Genomic DNA, 19,687 nt, shown 5'->3' with positions numbered 1-19,687 from the left:
CGAGCTGCGAAAGCGGCGGTTCCGCAAGGATTTCGGTAGCGTGGCGGCCGTACCGAGCGTGTGGGAGACAGCGAGGACGATCATGGCCGAAACCGGGGTATCGAACCGGATCGAAGAGGTGGGGGATGATTTTCACGAGGACCCGCACCGCTATTACACCCGCTGGCGCCCACGCGGGCCGATCCACCGGGTGCGGTTTTCCGACGGTCTCACCGGGTGGGTGATCATTTCCTACGCCGAGGGCCGGGCGGCTCTCACCGATTCGCGGCTGCGCAAGAACGTCACCGGCATGTACGAGATATTCCGGCGGCAACGGCGGTCGTCGGTGGTCGTGAACGCCGATACCGAGGCGCTGGGCTCGCACATGCTCAACAGCGATCCGCCCGACCACACCCGGTTGCGCAAACTGGTCACGAAGGCGTTCACGCCGCGCCGGGTGGCGGCGCTGCGCCCGCGCATCGAGGAGATCACCGCGGGTCTGCTCGATGACATGGCCCGCCACGACCGGGTCGATCTGCTGGCGGCCTTCGCGAATCCGCTACCGGTCGTAGTGATCTGCGAACTGCTCGGCGTACCGTACGACGACCGCGGCGATTTCCAGTCCTGGTCCCGGGTGCTGGTCGGTTCGGTGGGCGGCGTCGAGGAACGCAATGTCGCGTCGGTGGCGATGTCGGAGTACCTCCGGGCGCTGATCGCCGACAAGCGCCGCGAACCGGGCGACGACCTGCTGTCGGGCCTGGTACACGTGCGCGACGACGGCGACCAGCTGTCCGAGTCCGAACTGGTGGCGATGGCGTTCCTGCTGCTGGTCGCCGGCCACGAGACGACGGTGAACCTGATCGGCAACGGCACATACGGCTTGCTGCGCAACCGATCTCAGTTCGACGCGCTGCGCGCGGACCCGGCCGGTATCCCCGCGGCGGTGGAGGAATTCCTGCGGTACGACGGCCCGGTCGGCTGGGCGACGGTGCGCTATACCGAGGAGCCGGTGGAGATCGGCGGCGTGCGCATCGACGCGGGCGAACTGGTCTATGTGGCGCTGGCCGCCGCCAACCACGATCCGGCCCGCTACGCCGATCCCGCACAGCTCGACATCACCGGAGATGCCGCCGGCCACTTGGCATTCGGCCACGGCATCCACTTCTGTGTCGGTGCGCCGCTGGCCCGCCTGGAGGCGGAGGTGGCGTTCACGCAGCTGCTCCGCCGTTTCCCGAATCTCGATGTGGCGGAGCCGTTCACTCCGCAGTGGCATCACGGCGCGCTCATCCGTGGGTTGGCCGAACTCCCGGTGCTGGTGGGCGGCTGAGCGGAGTCCGGGCGAATGCCCGGCGGGGCTCCTGCGGTTCGGGCAGGATCGGCTGTCGTATGGCGGTCCATACGGGAGAATCGAGCCGACGAAGGAGTCCATATGGAAACGATTGTGTCCGTCACCGGAGGCAAGGTTCGGGGCCGCACCGAGGACGGGATCAGCAGCTTCCTCGGCATCCCGTATGCGGCCGCGCCGGTCGGCCCGGCCCGGTTCGACGTGCCGCGGGCGGTACGGGAGTGGCCGGGGGTGCGCGATGCCGTCGAGTACGGCCCCACGTGTGTGCAGTCGCCGTATCCGGCGCCGATTCATGCGCTGATCGGCAGCGACGGCATTCCCGGTGACGAGTATCTGAACGTCAACGTGTGGACGCCGGACAGTGGCGGTGCCGGTCTGCCGGTGCTGGTGTGGATTCACGGCGGCGCGTTCGTGCGCGGGTCGAACGCGCGCGCGATCTACGACGGCAGCGCGTTCGCCCGCGACGGTGTGGTGGTGGTGTCGGTCAACTACCGGCTCGGGATCTCCGGCTTCGCGGCCGTGCCGGGCGCTCCGCTGAACCGCGGGCTGCGCGATCAGATCTTCGCGTTGCAGTGGGTGCAGGAGAATGTCGCGGCCTTCGGTGGCGATCCCGGGAACGTCACCATCTTCGGGGAATCGGCGGGCGGCATGAGCGTGGTGAACCTGATCGCCTCGCCACAGGCACGCGGCCTGTTCCGGCGGGCGATCGCACAGAGCGCCAACGGATCCGCGGTCGCGGAGGCGGACGACGCGCGCAAGGTCGCGGAGAATCTGGCGACCGTACTCGGGATCGAGCCCACCACAGCGGAATTCGGCGCGCTGGAGCCGGAACAGCTACGCAGGGCACAGGATTCGATCGCGCTGGAGCTGATGACCGATCCGAACCCGGCCCGGTGGGGCGCCTCGATCATCCGCAACGGGCTCGGCATCCTGAGCTTCTTCCCGGTGATCGACGGTGAGCTGATCCCGGCTCGTCCGACGGATGTCATTGCCGCGCAGCCGGATCACACCGTTCCGCTGATCACCGGCTGGACCGCCGAGGAGTTCCGTTTCTTCACCTTCCCGACCGGTATCGCCGCCGGGATCACCGACGGCACCCTGCCGTTCGTCCTGGGCCGTTACGGACTCGACGCCGCCGTGGCCGAGCGCTACGCCGCCAACCGGCCGGGTGCCTCCGCCGCCGACGTGTTCGCCGCGGTCATCACCGATCTGGTGTTCCGGGACGACGTCACGCGCATCGCGGAATGCACTGCGATGGCGGGCAATCCGGCCTACGTGTACGAGTTCGCCTGGCGCTCGAGCATCCCCGACCTCGGCGCCGCCCACGTCATGGAGGTCCCGTTCGTCTTCGACCAGATAGCCCAGGCTCACACTCTGACCGGCCCCAACCCACCCCAGCACCTGGCCGACGAAGTCCACCGATCCTGGGTCCGCTTCGCCACCCACGGTGACCCCGGCTGGTCCCGTTTCGACCCCGCCACCCGTACCGTCCGAATCTTCGACGTCCCCGAGTCCTATGAGGTAGCAGATCCGCGCGCCGACGAACTCCGGGCACTGCACAGGGCTCAGGCGCACGGGTAGGGGCCCGCTGCCCATGTCGTGAGTGCGGGCGGCGTGGCGTCGACGGCCTACGCGGTCACAGAACGAACCGGCGCGGCAATTCTCGCCCTGCCAGTTCGATTCGTGTCCGCGTAGGCCGGAAGGCGTTACTCCGTACGGCGCGGTCGTGGTCAGGGCGTGCGTGCCGTGACGACCAGGCGGAGGTCTCCGGGGTAGTAGGTCTGGTGGGCCCGGCCGGTGACCGTCGTGCCGGGCTGTCGGCGGAGGTGATAGCGGGGGAGGATGGTGGCCAGGGCGGCGGTGAGTTCGGTGAGGGCGAAGGTGTCGCCGATGCATTGGCGGGGGCCCGCGCCGAAGGGGAGGGCGGCGCGGCGGAGGGCGCGGGAGATGTTCGGGCCGGACCAGCGGTCGGGGTCGAAAGTGTCGGGGTCGGTGATCAAGTGGGGGTCGTGGCCGGTCAGGTAGGGGCTGAGCATGATCGAGGCGCCGCGGGGGAGGAGGTGGTCGCCGAGGCGCACATCTTCGATCGCGCGGCGGGTGATCAGCCAGATCGGCGGGCTGTGCCGCAGCGATTCCTCCACCACCTGAGTTGTGTAGGTGAGCCGGGCCAGGTCCGGGAAGGTGACGGCCCGGCCGCCCAGCACCGCATCGATCTCCGCGATGACCCGCGCCTCGACCTCCGGATGCGCACTCAGCAGCAGGAACGTCCACGACAGTGCGGTCGCCGTGGTTTCCGAGCCGGCCAGCAGGATCGTCATGATCTGGTCGTGGATCCGCTCGTCGGGCAGCGCGCCGTCGGCGTCGCGCGCGTCCAGCATCATGCTCAGCAGGTCCGGGTGGCGGGTGTCGCCGCGGTGATAGTCGGCGATGACCTTGTCGATCAGCGGGTGCAGCCGGGCGACGAGCGCCGCGTATTCGCGATTGCGCGGCAGCGGCAGCTTGTCGAGGATCGGCAGCGGGTTGACCGCGCGGCGATAGGACAGGTCGAGCAGGCGGGGCAGGCGCAACTGCACCTCCGCCGCCAATTCGTCGCCGACCCGTGCGGAGATCAGCGCCTTGGCGACCACGGCCAGCGTGATCGCCGACATCTCGACGCGCGCGTCCAGTATCCGACCGTCGCGCCAGCCGTCGATCCTCTCGCTGATCCGCTCCTGCATGATCGCGAGATAGTCGGCGAGCCGGTCACGATGGAACGCGGGTTGCACCAGTAGCCGATGCCGCCGGTGCTGCTCGCCCTCGGAGCTCAGCAGCCCGTAGCCGAAGACGTCGCGGAAGTTCTCGACCGCCACGCCCTTGTCGAACGAGCGGTACTTGGCGGCGAACAATTCGTGCGTGAGCTCGGTGGAGGTGACCACGAACACGCGCTGCGAGCCGATCCTGATCTGCACGATGTCGCCGTGCGCGCGCAGCGACGCGAACAGGCCGAGCGGATCGGTGCGCAGTTTCCACGCATGTCCCAGACCGGGAAGCCCGCCGGGTGCGAGGACGGCCGTACGAGTGGTGGTAGACACAGCGGCACTCCGATCGCGCGGGCGAGGGTGATCTTGTTATGGCACACCGTGATTCGTCACGGGCATCGATTATCACCCTGGGCCGCTGGGGAATCGGCGGGAACCGCTATTGCCGATGGTGCGGGCGGGGGCGGTCCTCCCACTGCGGATTGTTCTCGTCCCGGCGATAGACCGCGATCTGCCCCGGCACGCTGAAATGCAACCGGGTCGCCTCCCCGACCACCTCGCCGTCGGTGGCCAGCGCCTGCGATTCCGGAAGGCGCACGGTCAGCGCGGCCACCATCTGCTCGCCGTAGACCTTGCTGTGCCCGATGGCGGCCAGCAGCAGCGCTCCCGCGGCGCGGGTCCGGGAGAACCTGACGTCGGCGCGCAGCCAGCGCACATCGAGCAGGCCGGAATCCAGCCGGGAACGGAATGCCGGGACCGCGCCGGGCGGATCGTAGGAACCGTTGCCCACGAACACGAACCACACATCGCGGCGGCGGCCGTTCAACTCGACCCGGATCGGTTCCGCGCGGCGCAGCGTGACCACCAGCGCCGCCGCGAAGGCGGGCCACTTGCCCCAGCGCTCCTGCCACTTCTCGCGCAGCCGTACCAGGTCGGAGTAGGCGCCGAGGCTGGCGGTGTTGATCCAGTACTGGGTGTGGGACTCGCCGGTGTCGCTGTATTCGACACTCGCCACGTCGACCGACACGGCCTCCCCGGCGCCGGTGGCGTCCACGACCTCGCGCAGGTCGTACACGCCGGCGTCGCGGGCGAAGTGGTTCAGGGTGCCGGTGGGGATGACCACCAGCGGCAGTCCGTGCCGCAGCGCCACCGTCGCGATCGCGGCGACCGTGCCGTCGCCGCCCGCGACGCCCACCGCGGCGGGCCGGTCGTCGCGTTCCGCGATCACCCGTTCGATCTGCGCGACGCAGTCCACGCCGGGCTCGGTGCGCAGCACGGTGGCCATGGGGAGGGCACGGGCGACGTCGTCGGTGGGGTCGTAGCCGGGCGTGCCCGATGCCGGATTCACCACCACCACAAGGCCTTTGCCGTCGACGAGGACGGGGGCCTCGCGGACCGGCCGGGCCTGCGCCTCGTCCGAGTGCCGCACCGGCCACCAGCGCCGGGTGGCCAGCGCGATGCCGCTGCCGATCGCCGCGCCGACCAGCACATCGGAGGACCAGTGCACACCGGTGTGGATCCGCGAATACGCGACCGTCGCGGCCAGCGGCGCCACCACGCGCGCGCTGCGCGGGCTCTCCATCGCGACGGCGGTGGCGAACGCGGCGGCCGAGGCACTGTGCCCCGAAGGGAATGAGGAGGAGATCGGCCGCCGGACCAGTCGCCGGTCCAGCGGTAGTAACTCGGGCGCCGGACGATGCCGCCCCACGACCGTCTTGAACGTGTTGGCACTGAGCGTGGCGCCCCCCAGCGCGACCACGCCGCGCAGCGCCGCCCGCCGGCTCGCACCCTTGCGAGTAGCCAGCACCCCCGCGATAACCAGCCACAGCACCCCGTTGTCCGCAGACCTGGTCAACCGCAGCATCCCACGGTCCGCGGCCGACACAGGCAGCATCGCCACCGCCGCGCTCACGGCCCGATCGAAGCGGCTGACCGGGCCGGACTTACGACGCAACCACTTCCTCACCAGATCGACCCTACCGGCGACATTTCCACCCACCCCACCCGCACCACGAGAACACCTGCCCCCCACCACCTTCGGACCAAACACAGCCACCCTGAAGCGGAATGGCCCAGGCCGTACAACGCACACCTCGCGCCTCGTGTCTCGCGCCTCGTGCCTCTACCCGCCGTCATCCCCGCATGTACCCGCCGTCATCCCTGCATGTACCTGCGGTCATCCCCGCGAGTACCTGCCGTCATCCCCGCGTGCTTTTGGCGGGGATCTCGCAGATGGATCCCGGCCAAAAGCGTGCCGGGACGACGCGTGGCGAGTGCCCGGCAGCGGGTGCGTCGAGGGGTGCTCCGCCGTGGTGTCGGGGATGCCGTGGCAGCTGTGCGTTGAGGTGTCCCGGAGGGCGGGTGGGTTGGTCGGCGCGAATCGGAGGGCTGGTCTCGCGAATCGGAGGGCTGGTCTTCGGGCGGGTTAGGCTGATTTATGGTGCTGTCGCGTCGGGAGTTGTTGAGGTTTGGGGGTGCTGGGGCGGGGGCGTTGGTGGTGGGGGTGTCGGCGGCGGGGAGTGCGCGGTTCGCGGCGCCGCGCAGGGTAGGGGATGATCCGTTCACGCTGGGGGTGGCGTCGGGGGATCCGACGCCGGATGGGGTGGTGTTGTGGACTCGGCTGGCACCTGATCCGCTCGCACCGGACGGGTTGGGTGGGATGGCGCTGGCGCCGGTGACCGTGGATTACGAGGTGGCCGACGATGAGCGGTTTCGGCGGGTGGTGGCCCGTGGGTCGGCGGTCGCGACGCGGGAGTTCGCACACAGCGTGCATCCGGAGGTGCGTGGTCTGGCGCCGGACCGCTGGTACTTCTACCGTTTCCGGGCGGGCGCGGCCGTCTCACCGGTCGGCCGGACCCGCACCGCGCCGGCGTCCGGCAGCCCCACCGCGCGGTGGCGATTCGCGTTCGCCTCCTGCCAGTCCTGGAGTTCGGGCCACTTCACCGCCTACGAGCACATGAGCGCCGAGGACCTGGACCTGGTGGTGCACCTGGGCGACTACATCTACGAGCGGGCCTGGATGCTGGGCCGGGCCGGGGTGTCGATGGACCGGCAGTTCTGGACCGAGGCCGTCGACCTGGCGGGCTACCGGCTGCGCTACGCGCAGAACAAGGCCGAACGCCCGCTGCAGGCCGCCCACGCGGCGTTCCCCTGGCTGGTCACCATGGACGATCACGAGGTCGACAACAACTGGGCCGGTGATTCGCCCGGACTGGGCATCGACATCTACCGCGTTCCCGCCCTGTTCCGGCGGCGCCGGGCCGCCGCGTTCCAGGCGATGTACGAGCATCAGCCGCTGCGGCTCGCGCAGCTGCCGTCCGGTCCGGCCATGCGTCTGCATCGCCGCTACCGGTTCGGCGACCTCGCCGAGATCACCATGCTCGACACCCGGCAGTACCGGACCCGGCAGGCCTGCGGCGACGGCAGCCTGGTCACCGACTGCGACGAGCGGTTCGCCCCCGACCGCACGATACTCGGTGCGCGGCAACGGGACTGGCTGCTCGACGGCCTCGCCTCCTCGCCCGCCCGCTGGCAGGTCATCGGCAATCAGGTGGCCATGGCCCAGTCCGACTACGACGCGGGCCCGGCCACCGCGGTGGGCACCGACTCGTGGGACGGATACGTCGCCGACCGCAACACCGTGCTGGGCGCGGCGGCCGACCGCGGCGTCCGCAACGTCGTCGTGATCACCGGCGACCGGCACGAGAACTACGCCGCCGATCTGCGCCGCGACTACGCCCGCGCCGAATCACCGGTGGTGGCCACCGAATTCACCGGCACCTCGATCACCACCGGCGGCGACGGCGCGGACCTGCCCGACCGCGGCCGCCTGCTGCTGGACGCCAACCCCGACCTGAAGTTCTTCAACGGACAGCGCGGCTACGTGCGGGTCGACCTGGACCATGGGCTGTGGCGCAGCGACTTTCGGGTCGTGCCCTACATTCGGGAGCCGGGCGCCCCGATCACCACCCGAGCCGGTTTCGTTGTGCAAGACGGTGTTCCGGGCACCGCCGCCGCGTAGCACAGCCCGGGCCGCACCGCCCCCGCTAGTTCCCGTCACCAGTGGGAAACAACCTCGCGCGGTGAAATGGCCGAATTACATGTATCGTCTGCTGTCGCTACGACGTTACGACTCTCTCCCGCCGGTATCGAGGAATGACTGAACTCACCACAGCCCAGGCCTATGCGCTCGAGGTTCTGACCGAAAGCCGAGCGGCCCGCACCGCAGAAGAATTGGCACGACTGCTGGACGAGCCCGCCTACGAGGTCGAGGACACACTGGCCTGGCTGAAGCGGCATCGCTACATCGTGGGCGTGACCGCGTGGCAGCTCGCCGTCGGCGCGACCTACATGCTCAGCTCGCATCACCAGCTCACCGAATTCGAGTTGTACGTCCTGCACGAGATCCGCGAGGCGGACGGTGTGCGCACCATCGACGAGCTGGCGCGCGATTCCGGCCTTCCCGCAGACGATCTCGCGGAGACGGTCCAGTGGCTCAGCCGCAACGGCTACCTGCAGCCGGTGACGGCCTGGCGCCGCCCGTCGGCGTATTCCTGAGCCGTCGATCACCTGAGCCGCCCGGAATCTGAGGAAACTCATAGGAACGGCTCAGACTCACGTCAGCCACAGTGCGCATGCTGGGAGATGACCAGTTCATCTCGTGAGAGGCAGGTGCACGATGGTCGACATCGAGGTCACGGGAAACACTGTGACGATCCATGTCCGCGGCGCACACCGCTTCCTGGGCCTGCGCGAGCAGCTCAGCTTCCCGCTGTCCGCCGTCGTCGCGGTCGGGCCGGCGCTGGTGGACAGCCGCCCGCCGTGGGTCCGCACCCCTGGCGCCTTCTTCCCCGGCGTGATCGCCGCCGGAACGTTCCGCGGCAAGGGCCGTAAGGAGTTCTGGGATACCCTGTTCGACGGTCGCGCGGTCCGTATCGATTTGACCGGAAGCGATTTCACTCGGCTCGTGGTCGACGTCGCCGATCCCGACGGCGTGCGCCGAATGCTCACCACGGCGGCGGCTGCCTGATAAAGTCCCCCGCCATTCGACGCAAAACCGACGAATTGTCCTGCTTTGCAAGGACACTCTGTCAACCGTCCTCGGCGTGTCGCGCGCGGCACGCCGAGGAACCTTGGATTTCGGCAAATCTACAGTTTCGCTCACGGCGGTCGATCGACTATTAATGTCGTGTGCCGTTCCCACACGTGATCACTTGTCGGCCATCGTTTGTCACCGGGCGGTGGTCGCGTTGACCCTCGAACGCCCTCAAGGAGACGAGGTCGCGCAGCTGGCGAAGCGTGTCGAGAGGGCTCGCGGGCGGCTGGCGTACCAGTTCGACCCCGCGCTGACCGACGCGCTCTCGGAGGACGAACTCCAAGCCGAGCGCGAACTCGCCGAGAAGATTCGCGAGCAGGAACGCGACCAGCGCTGGAAGAACGTCCAGGCGGCGGCCTCAGCATCCGACCGCGCCCGGCAGACCTCAGAGGCGATCGCGAAGGCCGATATGCGAGATCTGTTGATGGCCCGCAAGGCCATTGCCGCGCAGCGGCGCGAGTCCAGCCCGCACGCCAAGCTGGCCTCGCTGTACCGGCACCGAGCCTGGTCGCAGCGCGGTCTGGCGGCCGTGGTGGGCGCCGGCATGCTGTGGTCGGCGGTCAACGTGCAGCACAACATCGCGCCCGGCGGCGCGGCCGACCCGCTGTTCTGGTTCAGCTACCTGCTGGAAGGGATGATCAGCGTCTGCCTGATCATCATCATGATCGGCACCAACAAGGTCGCCGAGTGGGGCATCCTGGACAGCGCCCGGCAGGTCGCCCTGGCCGAACTCGGACTGCTCTCGCTGACGGTGGTCCTCAACACCTACCCGTACCTGCGCTCCGCCCAGTGGTACGAGGTGGGCGTGCACGCGGTCGCCCCGGTGATGATCGGCGTCTCGCTACTCATCCACAACGCCGCCAGTCACCGCTACGGCCAGGCCATCGTCCGCGCCACCGAACAGGTGCGCGAGCTGCCCGACCCGGCCGAGCAGATCCGCCGCACGCTGCCCACCTTCGTGAGCTTCATCCGGCAGGCCGCGCCCGACACCCGTCCGCCGGTGCCGCAGGCCGCCCTGCCGGGCGCCGCGGAGGCCAAGGCAGAGGGCAACGCCCAGACCGGCGATGTGCTGGATCCGGTCGAGGAGCCCGATATCTGGACCGCGAAGACCCCCAGCAGCGCCACCACCGCCAAGAGTTGGCGGCTCGACGATGCCAAGGACGAGGTCAACGGCGCCAACGGCGCGCCCTCGAACGGCGTGAGCAAGGTCAAGAAGAGCGCCGAGGCCAAGGCGGCCGCGGCCGACGACGGCGACCCGCTGAGCGTCTACGACACCGGCCAGTTCCGGATCGCCGAGACGCTCGAGCAGGAACTCGCCGAGCTGCGGGCCGAACGCCGCCGTGCCCGCAACGCCAAGCAGCGGGTCAACGGCGGGTACGACGACGAGTAGATCCTCGTTCAGCGCAGCGCGACCACCGCGGTCGCGCGGCTGAACAGCTTGCGGCCGTTGCCGATCGCGGTGAGTCCGATCGTCGCGGTCCGCTGCCGGCGATCGACCGATGTGACCGTGCCACCGAATTCGACCGAGCTGGGTGCCTCGGCGCCGACGGGAAGCGTGCCCGCGAAGCGCACGCCGTACTTCGTCAGGGCCGCCGGGTCACCCAGCCAGTCGGTCAGGTAGCCGGCGCCCAGCCCCATGGTGAGCATGCCGTGCGCGACGACCGTCGGCAGTCCCGCGGCGGCGGCGACCGCATCGCTGAAATGGATCGGGTTGGCGTCGCCGGTCACGCCCGCGAAGTTGACGAGGTCACTGCGCGTCAATCGCGCCGTGCGCGTGGGCAATTGGTCTCCGGGCGCGAGATCGCCTGCGGTGCAGGCGGTTCGCGGCCGACGGCCGAGGGGTGTCACCGTGATGGCGTCGCCCGAGATCGGGAGCAGCGGGCCGAGGGCGTCCGCGTGCCGATCCTGCCGGTCGGCGGTACCCAGGCCGGTCATGATGATTCCGTCCACCAGCTCGGAGCGGACGCCGCCGGCGCGGGCCACCAGGGTGGTGGTCCCGGACTGCACCGGCACGCCGTGCCGGTCGGTGAGAACGTTCTTGGTGGTGAGCAGGTCGAGATCGCGGACCTGGCGGAAGGACTGGAAGTACACGTCCGCGGTGAGGACGTCACCGGCCACCAGGGGCCGGGCGAACTCCAGCAGCTGATCGGACTGCAACACCTGGCCGAGGTCGTAGTCGTAGAGCTGGGAGCTGAAGACCTCCTCCTGCGCCCGCATCCACGGCAGCGTGGCGAAGGTCGCCGGGGCGATCACAGCGTCGAAACCCAGTTCCGCGGCGGCCAATTCGCTGCAGTGCGCCGGATGCGAGTCCTGCAGTGCGCGGGCGAGTTCGCGAATCTTCTCGCGGCCCACCTCGTAGTGGTCGGTGCGGCGGTAGCGGTGCCCGACCAGCCGTCGAGCCTGATCGGCCGGTGTGCGGGTCAGTGTTTCCATAATCCTCCTACGGTTACCGCGGCATCACGCCGGTCCACATGACCCGCGAGGGCGGCACCACGGCCGGTGTCGTGGTTTCCGCCGGGAACGCGCCCGCGACCAGCGCGTAGCAGCCCGCGGCCACCACCGCGAGGGCTCCGAGGGCGAGCAGGACCTGCACCACGGTCACCCGATTACGGCGCACGGTGGTCCTCGGGTCGGGCGCTGCCTGGGGCCACGACGACTGCGTACTCATTCCGGCTCACTTCTCGTATCGCGGGGATCCGGGGCGTCGATGACCCGTCGAACGGAGAAGGTAATCCGGTGCGAACGCCAAAAGTATTACGCCGCAGTTGTTTTGTTTGCGCTCACCAACGGCGGTGCGGCGCTCGGTGACGCCACCCAACCGCCGCGTCAGGTGAGATGGTCGAAATCGCCGCGGACCCAGGCGATATAGCGGTCGGCCGAGCGGCGGATCGCCGCACGGGCGTCACAGTCGAGGGTCTTGCCGAAGTTGTCGTAGAGCCGGTCGAACTCGAACTCCCCGGCCGTCCCCGCGACCCGGTCGACGACCGCGGGTGACAGCGGGATCCGGTTCGGGTAGCTGCGCATGAACGCCACCGACGTGCGATCCGGATTCGCCTGGATGGTGTCGGCACTGAACAGCACGCCGCGCCCGTCCGCGCCCGCGGCCCAGTGCAGCACCGCGCTGCCGGGAAAATGGCCGCCCAGCTGCCGCAGCGTGAGCCCCGGCAGCAGTTCGACCCGGCCCGTCCACGGCCGGATCACCGGGTCCGGGCGGGCCACCCACTCCAGGTCGGGCTCGGCGACCAGCACCGGCACACCGCCCAGCGCCCGGCTCCACTCGACCTGGACGCCGTAGTGGTGCGGGTGGCTGGGCACGATGGCGACGATGTCACCCAGTTCGCGCACCTGCCGGGCGGCCCGGTCGTCGACGTAACCGGTCACGTCCCAGAGCACCGCGCCCGCGGGGGTGCGGATCAGGTGCGACTCCTGGCCGATGCCGATGCCCGGCTCGACGGTCAGGCCGAACAGGTCGCGTTCGAGTTCGCGCACTCGCACGGCGTGGCCCGCGGCGGCGAGTTCGGGCAGGGTGGTCCACTGCTGGCCGGCCGCGGGCACCCACTGCCGCTCGTCCGAGCAGATCCGGCAAACGGCGGCGGTGGCCTCGTGTTCCACCGCGCAGGTCTTGCAGATCTTCCACATCGGCGACTCCTCCTCAGCGTTCGCGCACCGCCCGGCGCACGAAACCGTCGGTGGCCGAGAGCATCTGCCGCGCCCGGGTGGCGTCGACCCCGGCCAGTTGCATGACGATGGCCGTCTTGGCATGGCCGCCCGCCGCGTCGAGCAGGGCGGCCGCGGCGCGCGGGTCGACGCCGGTGGCCTCGGCGACGATCCGCCGCGCCCGGTCGACCAGCTTGCGGTTGGACGGATGCATGTCGACCATCAGATTGCCGTACACCTTGCCCGAGTAGACCATCACCGCGGTCGAGAGCATGTTGCACACCATCTTCTGCGCGGTGCCCGCCTTCAACCGGGTGGAGCCGGTGAGAACCTCGGGGCCGGTGTCTATTTCGATGGCGATGTCGGCGTGCCCGCTGAGTTCGGCGGGGCGATTGCAGGATACGGCGACGGTCGCGCATCCGATCGACCGCGCGTAGTCCAGGGCGCCGATCGCGTAGGGCGTGCGGCCGCTGGCCGCGAGTCCGACCACCACATCGGCCTGGCCCAGGCCGATGGCCGCGAGATCGCTTCCGGCGGCGGCGAAGTCGTCCTCGGCGCCCTCCACCGCCTCGGTGAGCGCCCGCGGACCGCCCGCGATGATGCCGACCACCTCACCGGGATCGGTGCCGAAGGTGGGCGGGCATTCGGCCGCGTCCAGCACGCCGAGCCGCCCGCTGGTGCCCGCACCGGCGTAGATCAGCCGCCCGCCGTGCGCGCGTGCCGCGACGACCACCTCGACGGCGCGGGTGACTTGCGGAATCGCCAGGGACACAGCGGAAGCCACGTGCGCGTCCTCGGCGTTCATGGTGCGCAGCAGGGTGTCGGGGGGCATCGAGTCGAGCCCCGTGGTACGCGGGTTGGGCGTCTCCGTGGTCAGTGCCCCGATGTCATCCACTACGCCTCCCGCTGCCCGGCCATCAGGCCTCCTTCGGCCGCCGGGGGATCCGGCGGTCGGCGACCGCGTCGTAGGTGCGGTGCAGTGCCTGCGCGGCCGCCGGAGTGCGTTGCAGCACACCGACATACAGGGCGTCGACGATGAGCAGCTGGCTCATCCGGCTGGCCATCGCCGCCGAGCGGAAGCCGTCCTCGCGTCCGGCGGCGAGAATGGTCCGGGCGGCGGTGGCCGCCAGGGTGGAACCGGCGCCCGCGGTCACCGCGACGGTCGCGGTGCCGGCGCGGTCGGCTCGCCGCACCGCCTCGACGATGCCGATGGTCTCCCCGGAATGCGAGAACGCCATGATCACGTCGTCGGCGCCGAGCAGGCTGGCCTGGACGAGCGCGTCGTCCTCGGAGGTGCAGGCGCCGCACCACATGCCGATCCGGGTCAGCTTCTGCGCCATGTCCATCGCCACCAGCCCGGACGCGCCGATGCCGATCACCTGGACCCGGCGGGCCCGCGCCAGCTGGTCGGCGACCGCCGCCATCGTCGCGGCGTCGGCGCGTTCGGCGGTGGCGAGCAGGCCCTCGGTCTCGAAGGCGGCCAGCTTGTGCAGCACCTTGGGTGGGGTGTCGTCGGGGTCGATATCGGTGGCGAGCACGGGGGTGCGGTCCTCGGTGCCGGTGGCCGCCAGCGCCAGCCGCAGCTGCGGATACCCTTCGTAGCCAAGGGTTTTGGCGAGGCGCACCACGGCCGAGGTACTGGTCTCGGCGCGTTCGGCGAGTTGATTCACCGTCAGTTGCGCCGTGCCCGCCGGATCGTCGCGGATCACCTGGGCGACCCGTCGTGCGGTCGGCGTGAGCCGGGGGAGGGCCGCCAGCAGGCGGGTGCGGACATCGTCACCGTCGTTCATCGCGTCATCCGTCCAGCGTGGAGGGTCGGGGTGGGGCAGCGGGCGGTCGACACGGTCACGGGGGCGACGATATCGCCGGAGGGTTGCCCCCACCGCATCAACACACGTTCCGGGTATCGCATCAGGCCACCGCCCGCACCGATTCGGGCGGCGGCGCGGGCTCGGGAGCCGGATGGAACCGGCTGCTGACCCCGCCGACGACCAGGGTGACCGCGACGCCGATCGGCACCAGCCACTGTGCGGCGATGCCCTTCTCGGTCACCGTGCCCGCCACGGTGACCTCGATCTGGACGACCCGGACCACGAAGGCCATCACGATCACCGTGGCGGCGAAGGCCACGATCGCGTCGAACTGGTTGGCGCGCCGGACCAGCCGGCCGAGCAGGAATGCGCCGAGCAGCGCGCCGTAGGTGTAGCCCGCGATCGCCAGCGCGGTCAGGTACACGTTGCCGGTGGTAGTGCTGAATCCCATGGCGAACAACGCCATCAGCACCGCCCACACCAGCGTCGTGAACCGGCCCAGGCGCAGCATCGCCGCGTCGGACACCGCGCGCCGGGACCAGCCGCGGACGATGTCGGCAACGGTGGAGTTGGCCATGGAATTCAATGCCGCGGACAGCGAACCCATGGCGGCGCCGAGGATTCCGGCGACCAGCAGCCCGGAAATCACCACCGGCAGCCCGTGCACGATGAAATCCGGGTACAGCCCGTCGGCGCTCGACAGCCCCAGCGCCGCGGGCGATCTGCCGCCGTTGTAGGCCCACAGCAGCGCGCCGACGAGCGAGAAGGCGGCGAACTGCACCGCGACGAACACCCCCGAGGCGATCATGGCCCGCTGGCTGTCGCGGATCGACCGGGTGGCCAGAATGCGTTGCACGATCAGCTGATCCGAGCCGTGCGAGGCCATCGTGAACAGCGCTCCGCCGATGATGGCGGTGGGCAGCGCGAAGTTGCTGGTGAGGATGTGCGCCAGGCCGAAGTCCGTATCGAAGAGCCGGAACTTGCCGTGCCGCAGCGCATCCGACCAGCCGGCGACGCCGACGTGCCCGGTCAGTACGCAGATCGCGATCAACGCACCGAGCAGATACAGGCCCATCTGGAGCGCGTCGGTCCAGATCACCGCCTTGATCCCGCCCAGATACGTGTAGACGACCGTCAGCAGCGTGAGGGCCACGATGATCACGTCGTAGCCGAGGGATATACCGAACTCGCCGAGCAGCAGCTCGATCGGAATGGCGGAGGCGAACAGCCGCACACCCTCGGCGAGCAGCCGGGTGAGCACGAACGTCACCGCCGCGACGCCCTGCAGGTATGGGCCGAAGCGCTGCCGCAGATACTCGTAGGCGCTGACGAATCCGCCGCGCTTGTACAGCGGAATCAGGGCGATAGCGACCACGGTGCGGCCGATGATGTATCCGAAGGCCAGTTCGACGTTGCCGAATCCCTGATCGGTGTAAGCTCCGCCCGGAATCGAAATGACCGTCAGCACACTGGTTTCGGTGGCGACGACCGAGAAACACACAGTCCACCAAGGCATTCGGCCCGCGCCGACGAAATATTCGCCCGCGGAGCGTTGTCTTCCGGACAGCCGCAACCCGATCCAGGCGACGACTACCAGGTACACGACGATGACACCGACATTCAGTGCGTGCATCGCGACTCCCGGTAACGCAGCGGGCATGCTGCAAGTAAGTGTCAGACGAATTGGTTAATATGTCAACAAATCTCACGAAATCCGCGTGATCAACGGTTCCAGCGCCGTAGTGGTGTCGGCGCCCAGCAGCGCGGCGCCGTCGATCGGGCGGCCGTGCGCGGTCCGGTATTCGACCCTCCCCCCGAGTATGCGGTCCACGGGCGCCCACAGTGCCGCGCCGAGTTCGATCAGCCCACCGGTCACCGCATACGGTACCGGGGCGGCCAGCCCGCCGCGGTCGATCGCGGCCAGCACGGCGCGCCCCAGAGCATGCCCGGCCGCACTCATGATCTCCGCGGCGACCTCGTCGGCAGCCGCGGCGGCAGCGACCGCGGGGGCGAAGGCCGCGGCGAGCCGGGCTTGGTTCTCGTGGTCGCCGAACAGCGTGGGCAACGTGTCGAGCGGGCCGTACTGATCGGCGGCCGCGGCGGCCAGCGTGGTGTCGGGTCCGCGTCCGTCGTGGCCGCGCAGCGCCGCGCGCAGGCCTTGGAGGCCGATCCAGCCACCGCTGCCCTCGTCGCCCAGCAGTGGTCCCCAGCCATCGATCCGGGTGAACCGGCCCGTCGGATCGACCGCGGTCACCACCGCGCCGGTCCCCGCTGTCAGCACGACGCCCGGATCGCCGCCGAGCGCCCCGGCGTGCGCCGTCACGGCATCGGAGGTGACCGCGACCGCCGTCACCGCCGGCGTCCCGGCCAGTAGCCGGGCGAATTCGATGCGGGCACGGGGTGCGGAGGCCGCTCCCGCCGCACCGACCGACAGCACGAAAGGCATTGCGCGCAGATCTATTTCGCGCACGACCGCGGTCACGGCACGCTCTGCGGCCGCCACGCCGTCGCGGGCGGCCAGCCCCGGGGCGCCGGGACCGTCGGCGCGGGCTCGCTCGGTCCCGTCGATCCGCAGCGACGCGCGACAGCCGGTCTTACCGAGATCGACGGCGAGGATTGCGGTGCTCATAACGAGCATCATGGGCGAAACATCCCAATTCTGGGAATGGTTGATACTCGAACCACGTCGGTCCCTGGGCGAATTGAGGATTCCCGATGGCGCTGTTCGTGAGTGCGCTGCCAGGCTGTGGGTGGGAGCTGCGATGACCGACCACTACCGGGTCATCCCGGAATTCGATGTGCCCCCGTACGCCTCCGGCAGGTTGAAGGGCACGATGACCGCCACGCATGCCGCGATCCAGGCCAACGTCGACAATCTGGGCGCGGGTACGCCGTCGCGGGCGCCCAAATTCGTGAAATTGCTACGCGATGAAAAGCTCATCGACGACCAGAATCAGTCGATCACGACCACGAACCACAACGATGCGGTCACCGCCCTGCAGGGCATCGAACATCAGATGGAGACCAACGACGAGGGCGTCGACAGCTCCTCCTATGGCACCTACACCGCCGCCGGTGATGCGTATACCGACATCGAGCAGGCCGTCGAGCGGCTGCGGGGCCTGTTGAAAGACTCGGTGGACCTCGGGGCGAGCTACACCGACAAGGGCGTGGCGTACTGGCCCGACTCGGTGGAGGGTCCACTGCTGTCCGCCTGCGCCTCCACGATGGAGTTGGTCGAACAGCGCATGCAGCAGGCCTCGACCGATATCCAGCAGCACGCCAACCACATTGATCGCTCGGCGCCTGACAACCCGATCAGCAGCGCCTACGGTGGCACCACCGCGCCACTGACTCAGACCTGGTCCGGCACCAGCTATGTGCCGCCCGCCGATGCGAGCCTGGTCGAGAAGATCAAGGGCTTCGCCGCGAACGAACTGGGTGTCACCGAACAGGGCACCAACCATGTGAATCGGCCGTACAACATCAATGACGCGTGGTGCGCGTCGTTCGCCACCTGGGTGTGGAAACAGTCCGGTATCGACGTGGACTGGTCCAACAAGAACTACGTGCCCAGTGTGTGGTCCGACGCCGCGAAGCAGGGGCTCGCCGACAGCAATATGGGCGCCGCCCGCCCCGGCGACCTCGTCGTCTTCGGCGGCCAGCACCACATCGGCGTGGTCGTGGCGCGCGACGGCAACACCATCACCACGATCGAGGGCAACTCCGGCGATGCCGTGCGGCAGCGCACCTACAACATCTCCAGCGGGAATTTCGCCGGCGTGATCCATCCGCCGGCGAACGACCGGACCCCCGCGCCGGTATAAGCCCGATCGGCGTGTTGGGCGGTCGCCGCCGCGCGACCCGGTACTCTCCTCCCCGGTAGCTGAGTCATTGCCAAAGAATCGGGTTCGTTCGGTTTCTCGAGGAGGCGTGCGGTGCTCGTGGTGGGGTCGGTATCGCTCGGAACGGACGGTCTCGCGTGACTCGCGGCCTCCGCAAGCCTCTGCTCGGCTTCGGCGCGTTCGCCGTCGTCGCCGTGCTGGTGACGGTGATTATCTGGAATACGCTGTCGCGCAACGTCAGTGGACCCACCACCGGCTACACGGCCACCTTCGGCGATGTGCTCGGGCTGCGCGTGGACGACGACGTGCGGATGGCCGGTGTGCGCGTCGGCAAGGTGACCGCGATCGGGCTGGCCCGGGATCCGGTGAGCCGCAAGCATGTTGCCCGGGTGCGTTTCGAGGTGCAGCGCAACCAGCGGCTGTACTCCGACACCAAGGCCCTGGTCCGTTACCAGAATCTGATCGGCCAGCGATATGTGGCGCTGGCGCCGGGCAACCGGCCCGACAGCACGCCGTTGCGCGGCGGGGAGAGATCCCGCTCGAGCGGACCGAGCCGTCGTTCGACATCTCGGGCCTGCTGGGCGGCTTCCAGCCGCTGTTCGAGAACCTGCTGCCCGACCAGGTGAACGACCTGTCGAACACGCTTGTCATGGCGTTGCAGGGGGACCGGGTGTCGTTGAGTACGTTCATCGTTCAAGCCGCCGCCGTGGCGACGGACTTCCAGCGCCGGGACGCGATTCTCGGGGACGTCATCGCCAACCTCAGCGGCATCATGCAGGGGCTGGCCGCGCGCGGCGCCGAACTGGAGACCCTGGTGACGCAGACCCGCGCTCTCATCGGCGGCCTGTACGAGCAGGGACAGTCGCTGTTGTCGTCGACCGAGCAGATCGCCGTCGCGTCGGATGCGTTGGTGCACACCGTCGATCGAGTACGCCCGACCCTGGATCCGGCCCAGCGTTCGGTCCGCGAGGCCTTCACGCTGTTGCTCGAGCACGGCGCGAAATTGGATCGGGCGGCCCTGGACATGCCCGCCCTCCTCGCCGCGCTCGGCCGCTTCACCCAGAACGGCGCCTACGCCTCGGCCTACCTCTGCACCCTGGACATCTCCCTCTACAACATCCTCCTGCCGCGGGGCCTGCTCCCGCTGATCGGCGGCAATTCCCACTCCGCGGTCTGCCGCCCCTGAGCCCGGGGTAATCGGGTGGATAAGATGTAAC

18 protein-coding genes are annotated in these 19,687 nt (G+C 69.4%); 9 read left to right on the top strand and 9 right to left on the bottom strand.

Annotated elements, in window-relative coordinates:
• The first annotated feature begins 40 nt into the window (after nt 1-40).
• Both ACFMRZ_RS13500 and ACFMRZ_RS13495 read left to right on the top strand, forming a co-directional pair.
• Entirely contained in the window at nt 41-1,306 is a 1,266-nt protein-coding gene (locus ACFMRZ_RS13500) for a cytochrome P450 (protein WP_400179421.1), read from the top strand.
• A gap of 102 nt (nt 1,307-1,408) precedes the next feature.
• The gene (locus ACFMRZ_RS13495; protein WP_400179420.1) at nt 1,409-2,905 is read left to right on the top strand and encodes a carboxylesterase/lipase family protein; all 1,497 of its coding nucleotides are present in this window, start codon (nt 1,409-1,411) and stop codon (nt 2,903-2,905) included.
• Nucleotides 2,906-3,054: 149 nt separating this feature from the next.
• Here the strand turns inward: ACFMRZ_RS13495 and ACFMRZ_RS13490 are convergent, their stop codons facing one another.
• The gene (locus ACFMRZ_RS13490) at nt 3,055-4,395 is read right to left on the bottom strand and encodes a cytochrome P450 (RefSeq protein WP_400179419.1); all 1,341 of its coding nucleotides are present in this window, start codon (nt 4,393-4,395) and stop codon (nt 3,055-3,057) included.
• Nucleotides 4,396-4,501: 106 nt separating this feature from the next.
• Nucleotides 4,502-6,028: a bifunctional phosphatase PAP2/diacylglycerol kinase family protein gene (locus tag ACFMRZ_RS13485; protein ID WP_400179418.1), complete on the bottom strand. Its 1,527-nt coding sequence runs from the start codon at nt 6,026-6,028 to the stop codon at nt 4,502-4,504.
• Nucleotides 6,029-6,499: 471 nt separating this feature from the next.
• Between ACFMRZ_RS13485 and ACFMRZ_RS13480 the strand changes: the two genes are divergently transcribed.
• From ACFMRZ_RS13480 to ACFMRZ_RS13465, 4 genes are all read left to right on the top strand, one after another.
• Nucleotides 6,500-8,083, top strand: a complete 1,584-nt coding sequence (locus ACFMRZ_RS13480) for an alkaline phosphatase D family protein (RefSeq protein WP_400179417.1) — start codon at nt 6,500-6,502, stop codon at nt 8,081-8,083.
• 134 nt (nt 8,084-8,217) lie between these two features.
• Nucleotides 8,218-8,619 carry a hypothetical protein gene (locus tag ACFMRZ_RS13475; protein ID WP_187687389.1) on the top strand — a complete coding sequence of 134 codons (402 nt, stop codon included), beginning with the start codon at nt 8,218-8,220 and terminating at the stop codon, nt 8,617-8,619.
• Nucleotides 8,620-8,740: 121 nt separating this feature from the next.
• Nucleotides 8,741-9,091, top strand: coding sequence for a hypothetical protein (locus ACFMRZ_RS13470; RefSeq protein WP_280274928.1), 351 nt, complete (start codon nt 8,741-8,743; stop codon nt 9,089-9,091).
• 220 nt (nt 9,092-9,311) lie between these two features.
• Nucleotides 9,312-10,547: a hypothetical protein gene (locus ACFMRZ_RS13465; RefSeq protein WP_280365044.1), complete on the top strand. Its 1,236-nt coding sequence runs from the start codon at nt 9,312-9,314 to the stop codon at nt 10,545-10,547.
• 8 nt (nt 10,548-10,555) lie between these two features.
• Here ACFMRZ_RS13465 and ACFMRZ_RS13460 read toward each other — a convergent pair whose 3' ends face one another.
• From ACFMRZ_RS13460 to ACFMRZ_RS13430, 7 genes are all read right to left on the bottom strand, one after another.
• On the bottom strand, nt 10,556-11,590 hold the full coding sequence (locus tag ACFMRZ_RS13460) for a fused (3R)-hydroxyacyl-ACP dehydratase subunits HadA/HadB (RefSeq protein ID WP_400179416.1): 1,035 nt from the start codon (nt 11,588-11,590) through the stop codon (nt 10,556-10,558).
• 13 nt (nt 11,591-11,603) lie between these two features.
• On the bottom strand, nt 11,604-11,825 hold the full coding sequence (locus ACFMRZ_RS13455) for a hypothetical protein (protein ID WP_280274931.1): 222 nt from the start codon (nt 11,823-11,825) through the stop codon (nt 11,604-11,606).
• Nucleotides 11,826-11,983: 158 nt separating this feature from the next.
• Nucleotides 11,984-12,796 (bottom strand): MBL fold metallo-hydrolase, encoded by an 813-nt coding sequence (locus ACFMRZ_RS13450; RefSeq protein ID WP_400179415.1) that lies wholly within the window; start codon nt 12,794-12,796, stop codon nt 11,984-11,986.
• 13 nt (nt 12,797-12,809) lie between these two features.
• Nucleotides 12,810-13,709 (bottom strand): N-acetylmuramic acid 6-phosphate etherase, encoded by a 900-nt coding sequence (murQ, locus tag ACFMRZ_RS13445; RefSeq protein ID WP_400179414.1) that lies wholly within the window; start codon nt 13,707-13,709, stop codon nt 12,810-12,812.
• 22 nt (nt 13,710-13,731) lie between these two features.
• Complete coding sequence (locus ACFMRZ_RS13440) at nt 13,732-14,604, bottom strand: MurR/RpiR family transcriptional regulator (RefSeq protein ID WP_400179413.1); 873 nt, start codon at nt 14,602-14,604, stop codon at nt 13,732-13,734.
• A 121-nt stretch (nt 14,605-14,725) separates the two neighbouring features.
• Complete coding sequence (locus ACFMRZ_RS13435) at nt 14,726-16,258, bottom strand: sodium:solute symporter (RefSeq protein ID WP_400179412.1); 1,533 nt, start codon at nt 16,256-16,258, stop codon at nt 14,726-14,728.
• A 72-nt stretch (nt 16,259-16,330) separates the two neighbouring features.
• A complete protein-coding gene (locus ACFMRZ_RS13430) occupies nt 16,331-17,254 on the bottom strand; it encodes an N-acetylglucosamine kinase (RefSeq protein WP_400179411.1) in 924 nt (307 codons plus the stop codon).
• 133 nt (nt 17,255-17,387) lie between these two features.
• Here ACFMRZ_RS13430 and ACFMRZ_RS13425 point away from each other — a divergent pair, with 133 nt between their 5' ends.
• The 3 genes from ACFMRZ_RS13425 (at nt 17,388) to ACFMRZ_RS13415 (ending at nt 19,656) form a co-directional block, all read left to right on the top strand.
• On the top strand, nt 17,388-18,452 hold the full coding sequence (locus ACFMRZ_RS13425) for a CHAP domain-containing protein (RefSeq protein ID WP_400179410.1): 1,065 nt from the start codon (nt 17,388-17,390) through the stop codon (nt 18,450-18,452).
• Nucleotides 18,453-18,607: 155 nt separating this feature from the next.
• A complete protein-coding gene (locus tag ACFMRZ_RS13420; RefSeq protein ID WP_400179409.1) occupies nt 18,608-19,096 on the top strand; it encodes an MlaD family protein in 489 nt (162 codons plus the stop codon).
• Entirely contained in the window at nt 19,003-19,656 is a 654-nt protein-coding gene (locus tag ACFMRZ_RS13415) for an MCE family protein (protein WP_400182853.1), read from the top strand. Before ACFMRZ_RS13420 ends, ACFMRZ_RS13415 begins: the two co-directional genes overlap by 94 nt.
• Nucleotides 19,657-19,687 lie beyond the last annotated feature (31 nt).

This window comes from Nocardia sp. N2S4-5, from assembly GCF_044628355.1.
Classification (GTDB): domain Bacteria; phylum Actinomycetota; class Actinomycetes; order Mycobacteriales; family Mycobacteriaceae; genus Nocardia; species Nocardia wallacei_B.
Note: the sequence above shows the minus strand (reverse complement) of the source record. Positions and strands in the feature narration are given on the sequence as shown.

Bases quoted from the DNA above. Each gene is read 5' to 3' on its own strand.
- ACFMRZ_RS13460 (WP_400179416.1), bottom strand. From the start codon at position 11,590: ATGGAAACACTGACCCGCACACCGGCCGATCAGGCTCGACGGCTGGTC.
- ACFMRZ_RS13455 (WP_280274931.1), bottom strand. From the start codon at position 11,825: ATGAGTACGCAGTCGTCGTGGCCCCAGGCAGCGCCCGACCCGAGGACC.
- ACFMRZ_RS13450 (WP_400179415.1), bottom strand. From the start codon at position 12,796: ATGTGGAAGATCTGCAAGACCTGCGCGGTGGAACACGAGGCCACCGCC.
- ACFMRZ_RS13425 (WP_400179410.1), top strand. From the start codon at position 17,388: ATGACCGACCACTACCGGGTCATCCCGGAATTCGATGTGCCCCCGTAC.
- ACFMRZ_RS13470 (WP_280274928.1), top strand. From the start codon at position 8,741: ATGGTCGACATCGAGGTCACGGGAAACACTGTGACGATCCATGTCCGC.
- ACFMRZ_RS13440 (WP_400179413.1), bottom strand. From the start codon at position 14,604: ATGAACGACGGTGACGATGTCCGCACCCGCCTGCTGGCGGCCCTCCCC.
- ACFMRZ_RS13435 (WP_400179412.1), bottom strand. From the start codon at position 16,258: ATGCACGCACTGAATGTCGGTGTCATCGTCGTGTACCTGGTAGTCGTC.
- ACFMRZ_RS13480 (WP_400179417.1), top strand. From the start codon at position 6,500: ATGGTGCTGTCGCGTCGGGAGTTGTTGAGGTTTGGGGGTGCTGGGGCG.
- ACFMRZ_RS13475 (WP_187687389.1), top strand. From the start codon at position 8,218: ATGACTGAACTCACCACAGCCCAGGCCTATGCGCTCGAGGTTCTGACC.
- ACFMRZ_RS13430 (WP_400179411.1), bottom strand. From the start codon at position 17,254: ATGAGCACCGCAATCCTCGCCGTCGATCTCGGTAAGACCGGCTGTCGC.
- ACFMRZ_RS13495 (WP_400179420.1), top strand. From the start codon at position 1,409: ATGGAAACGATTGTGTCCGTCACCGGAGGCAAGGTTCGGGGCCGCACC.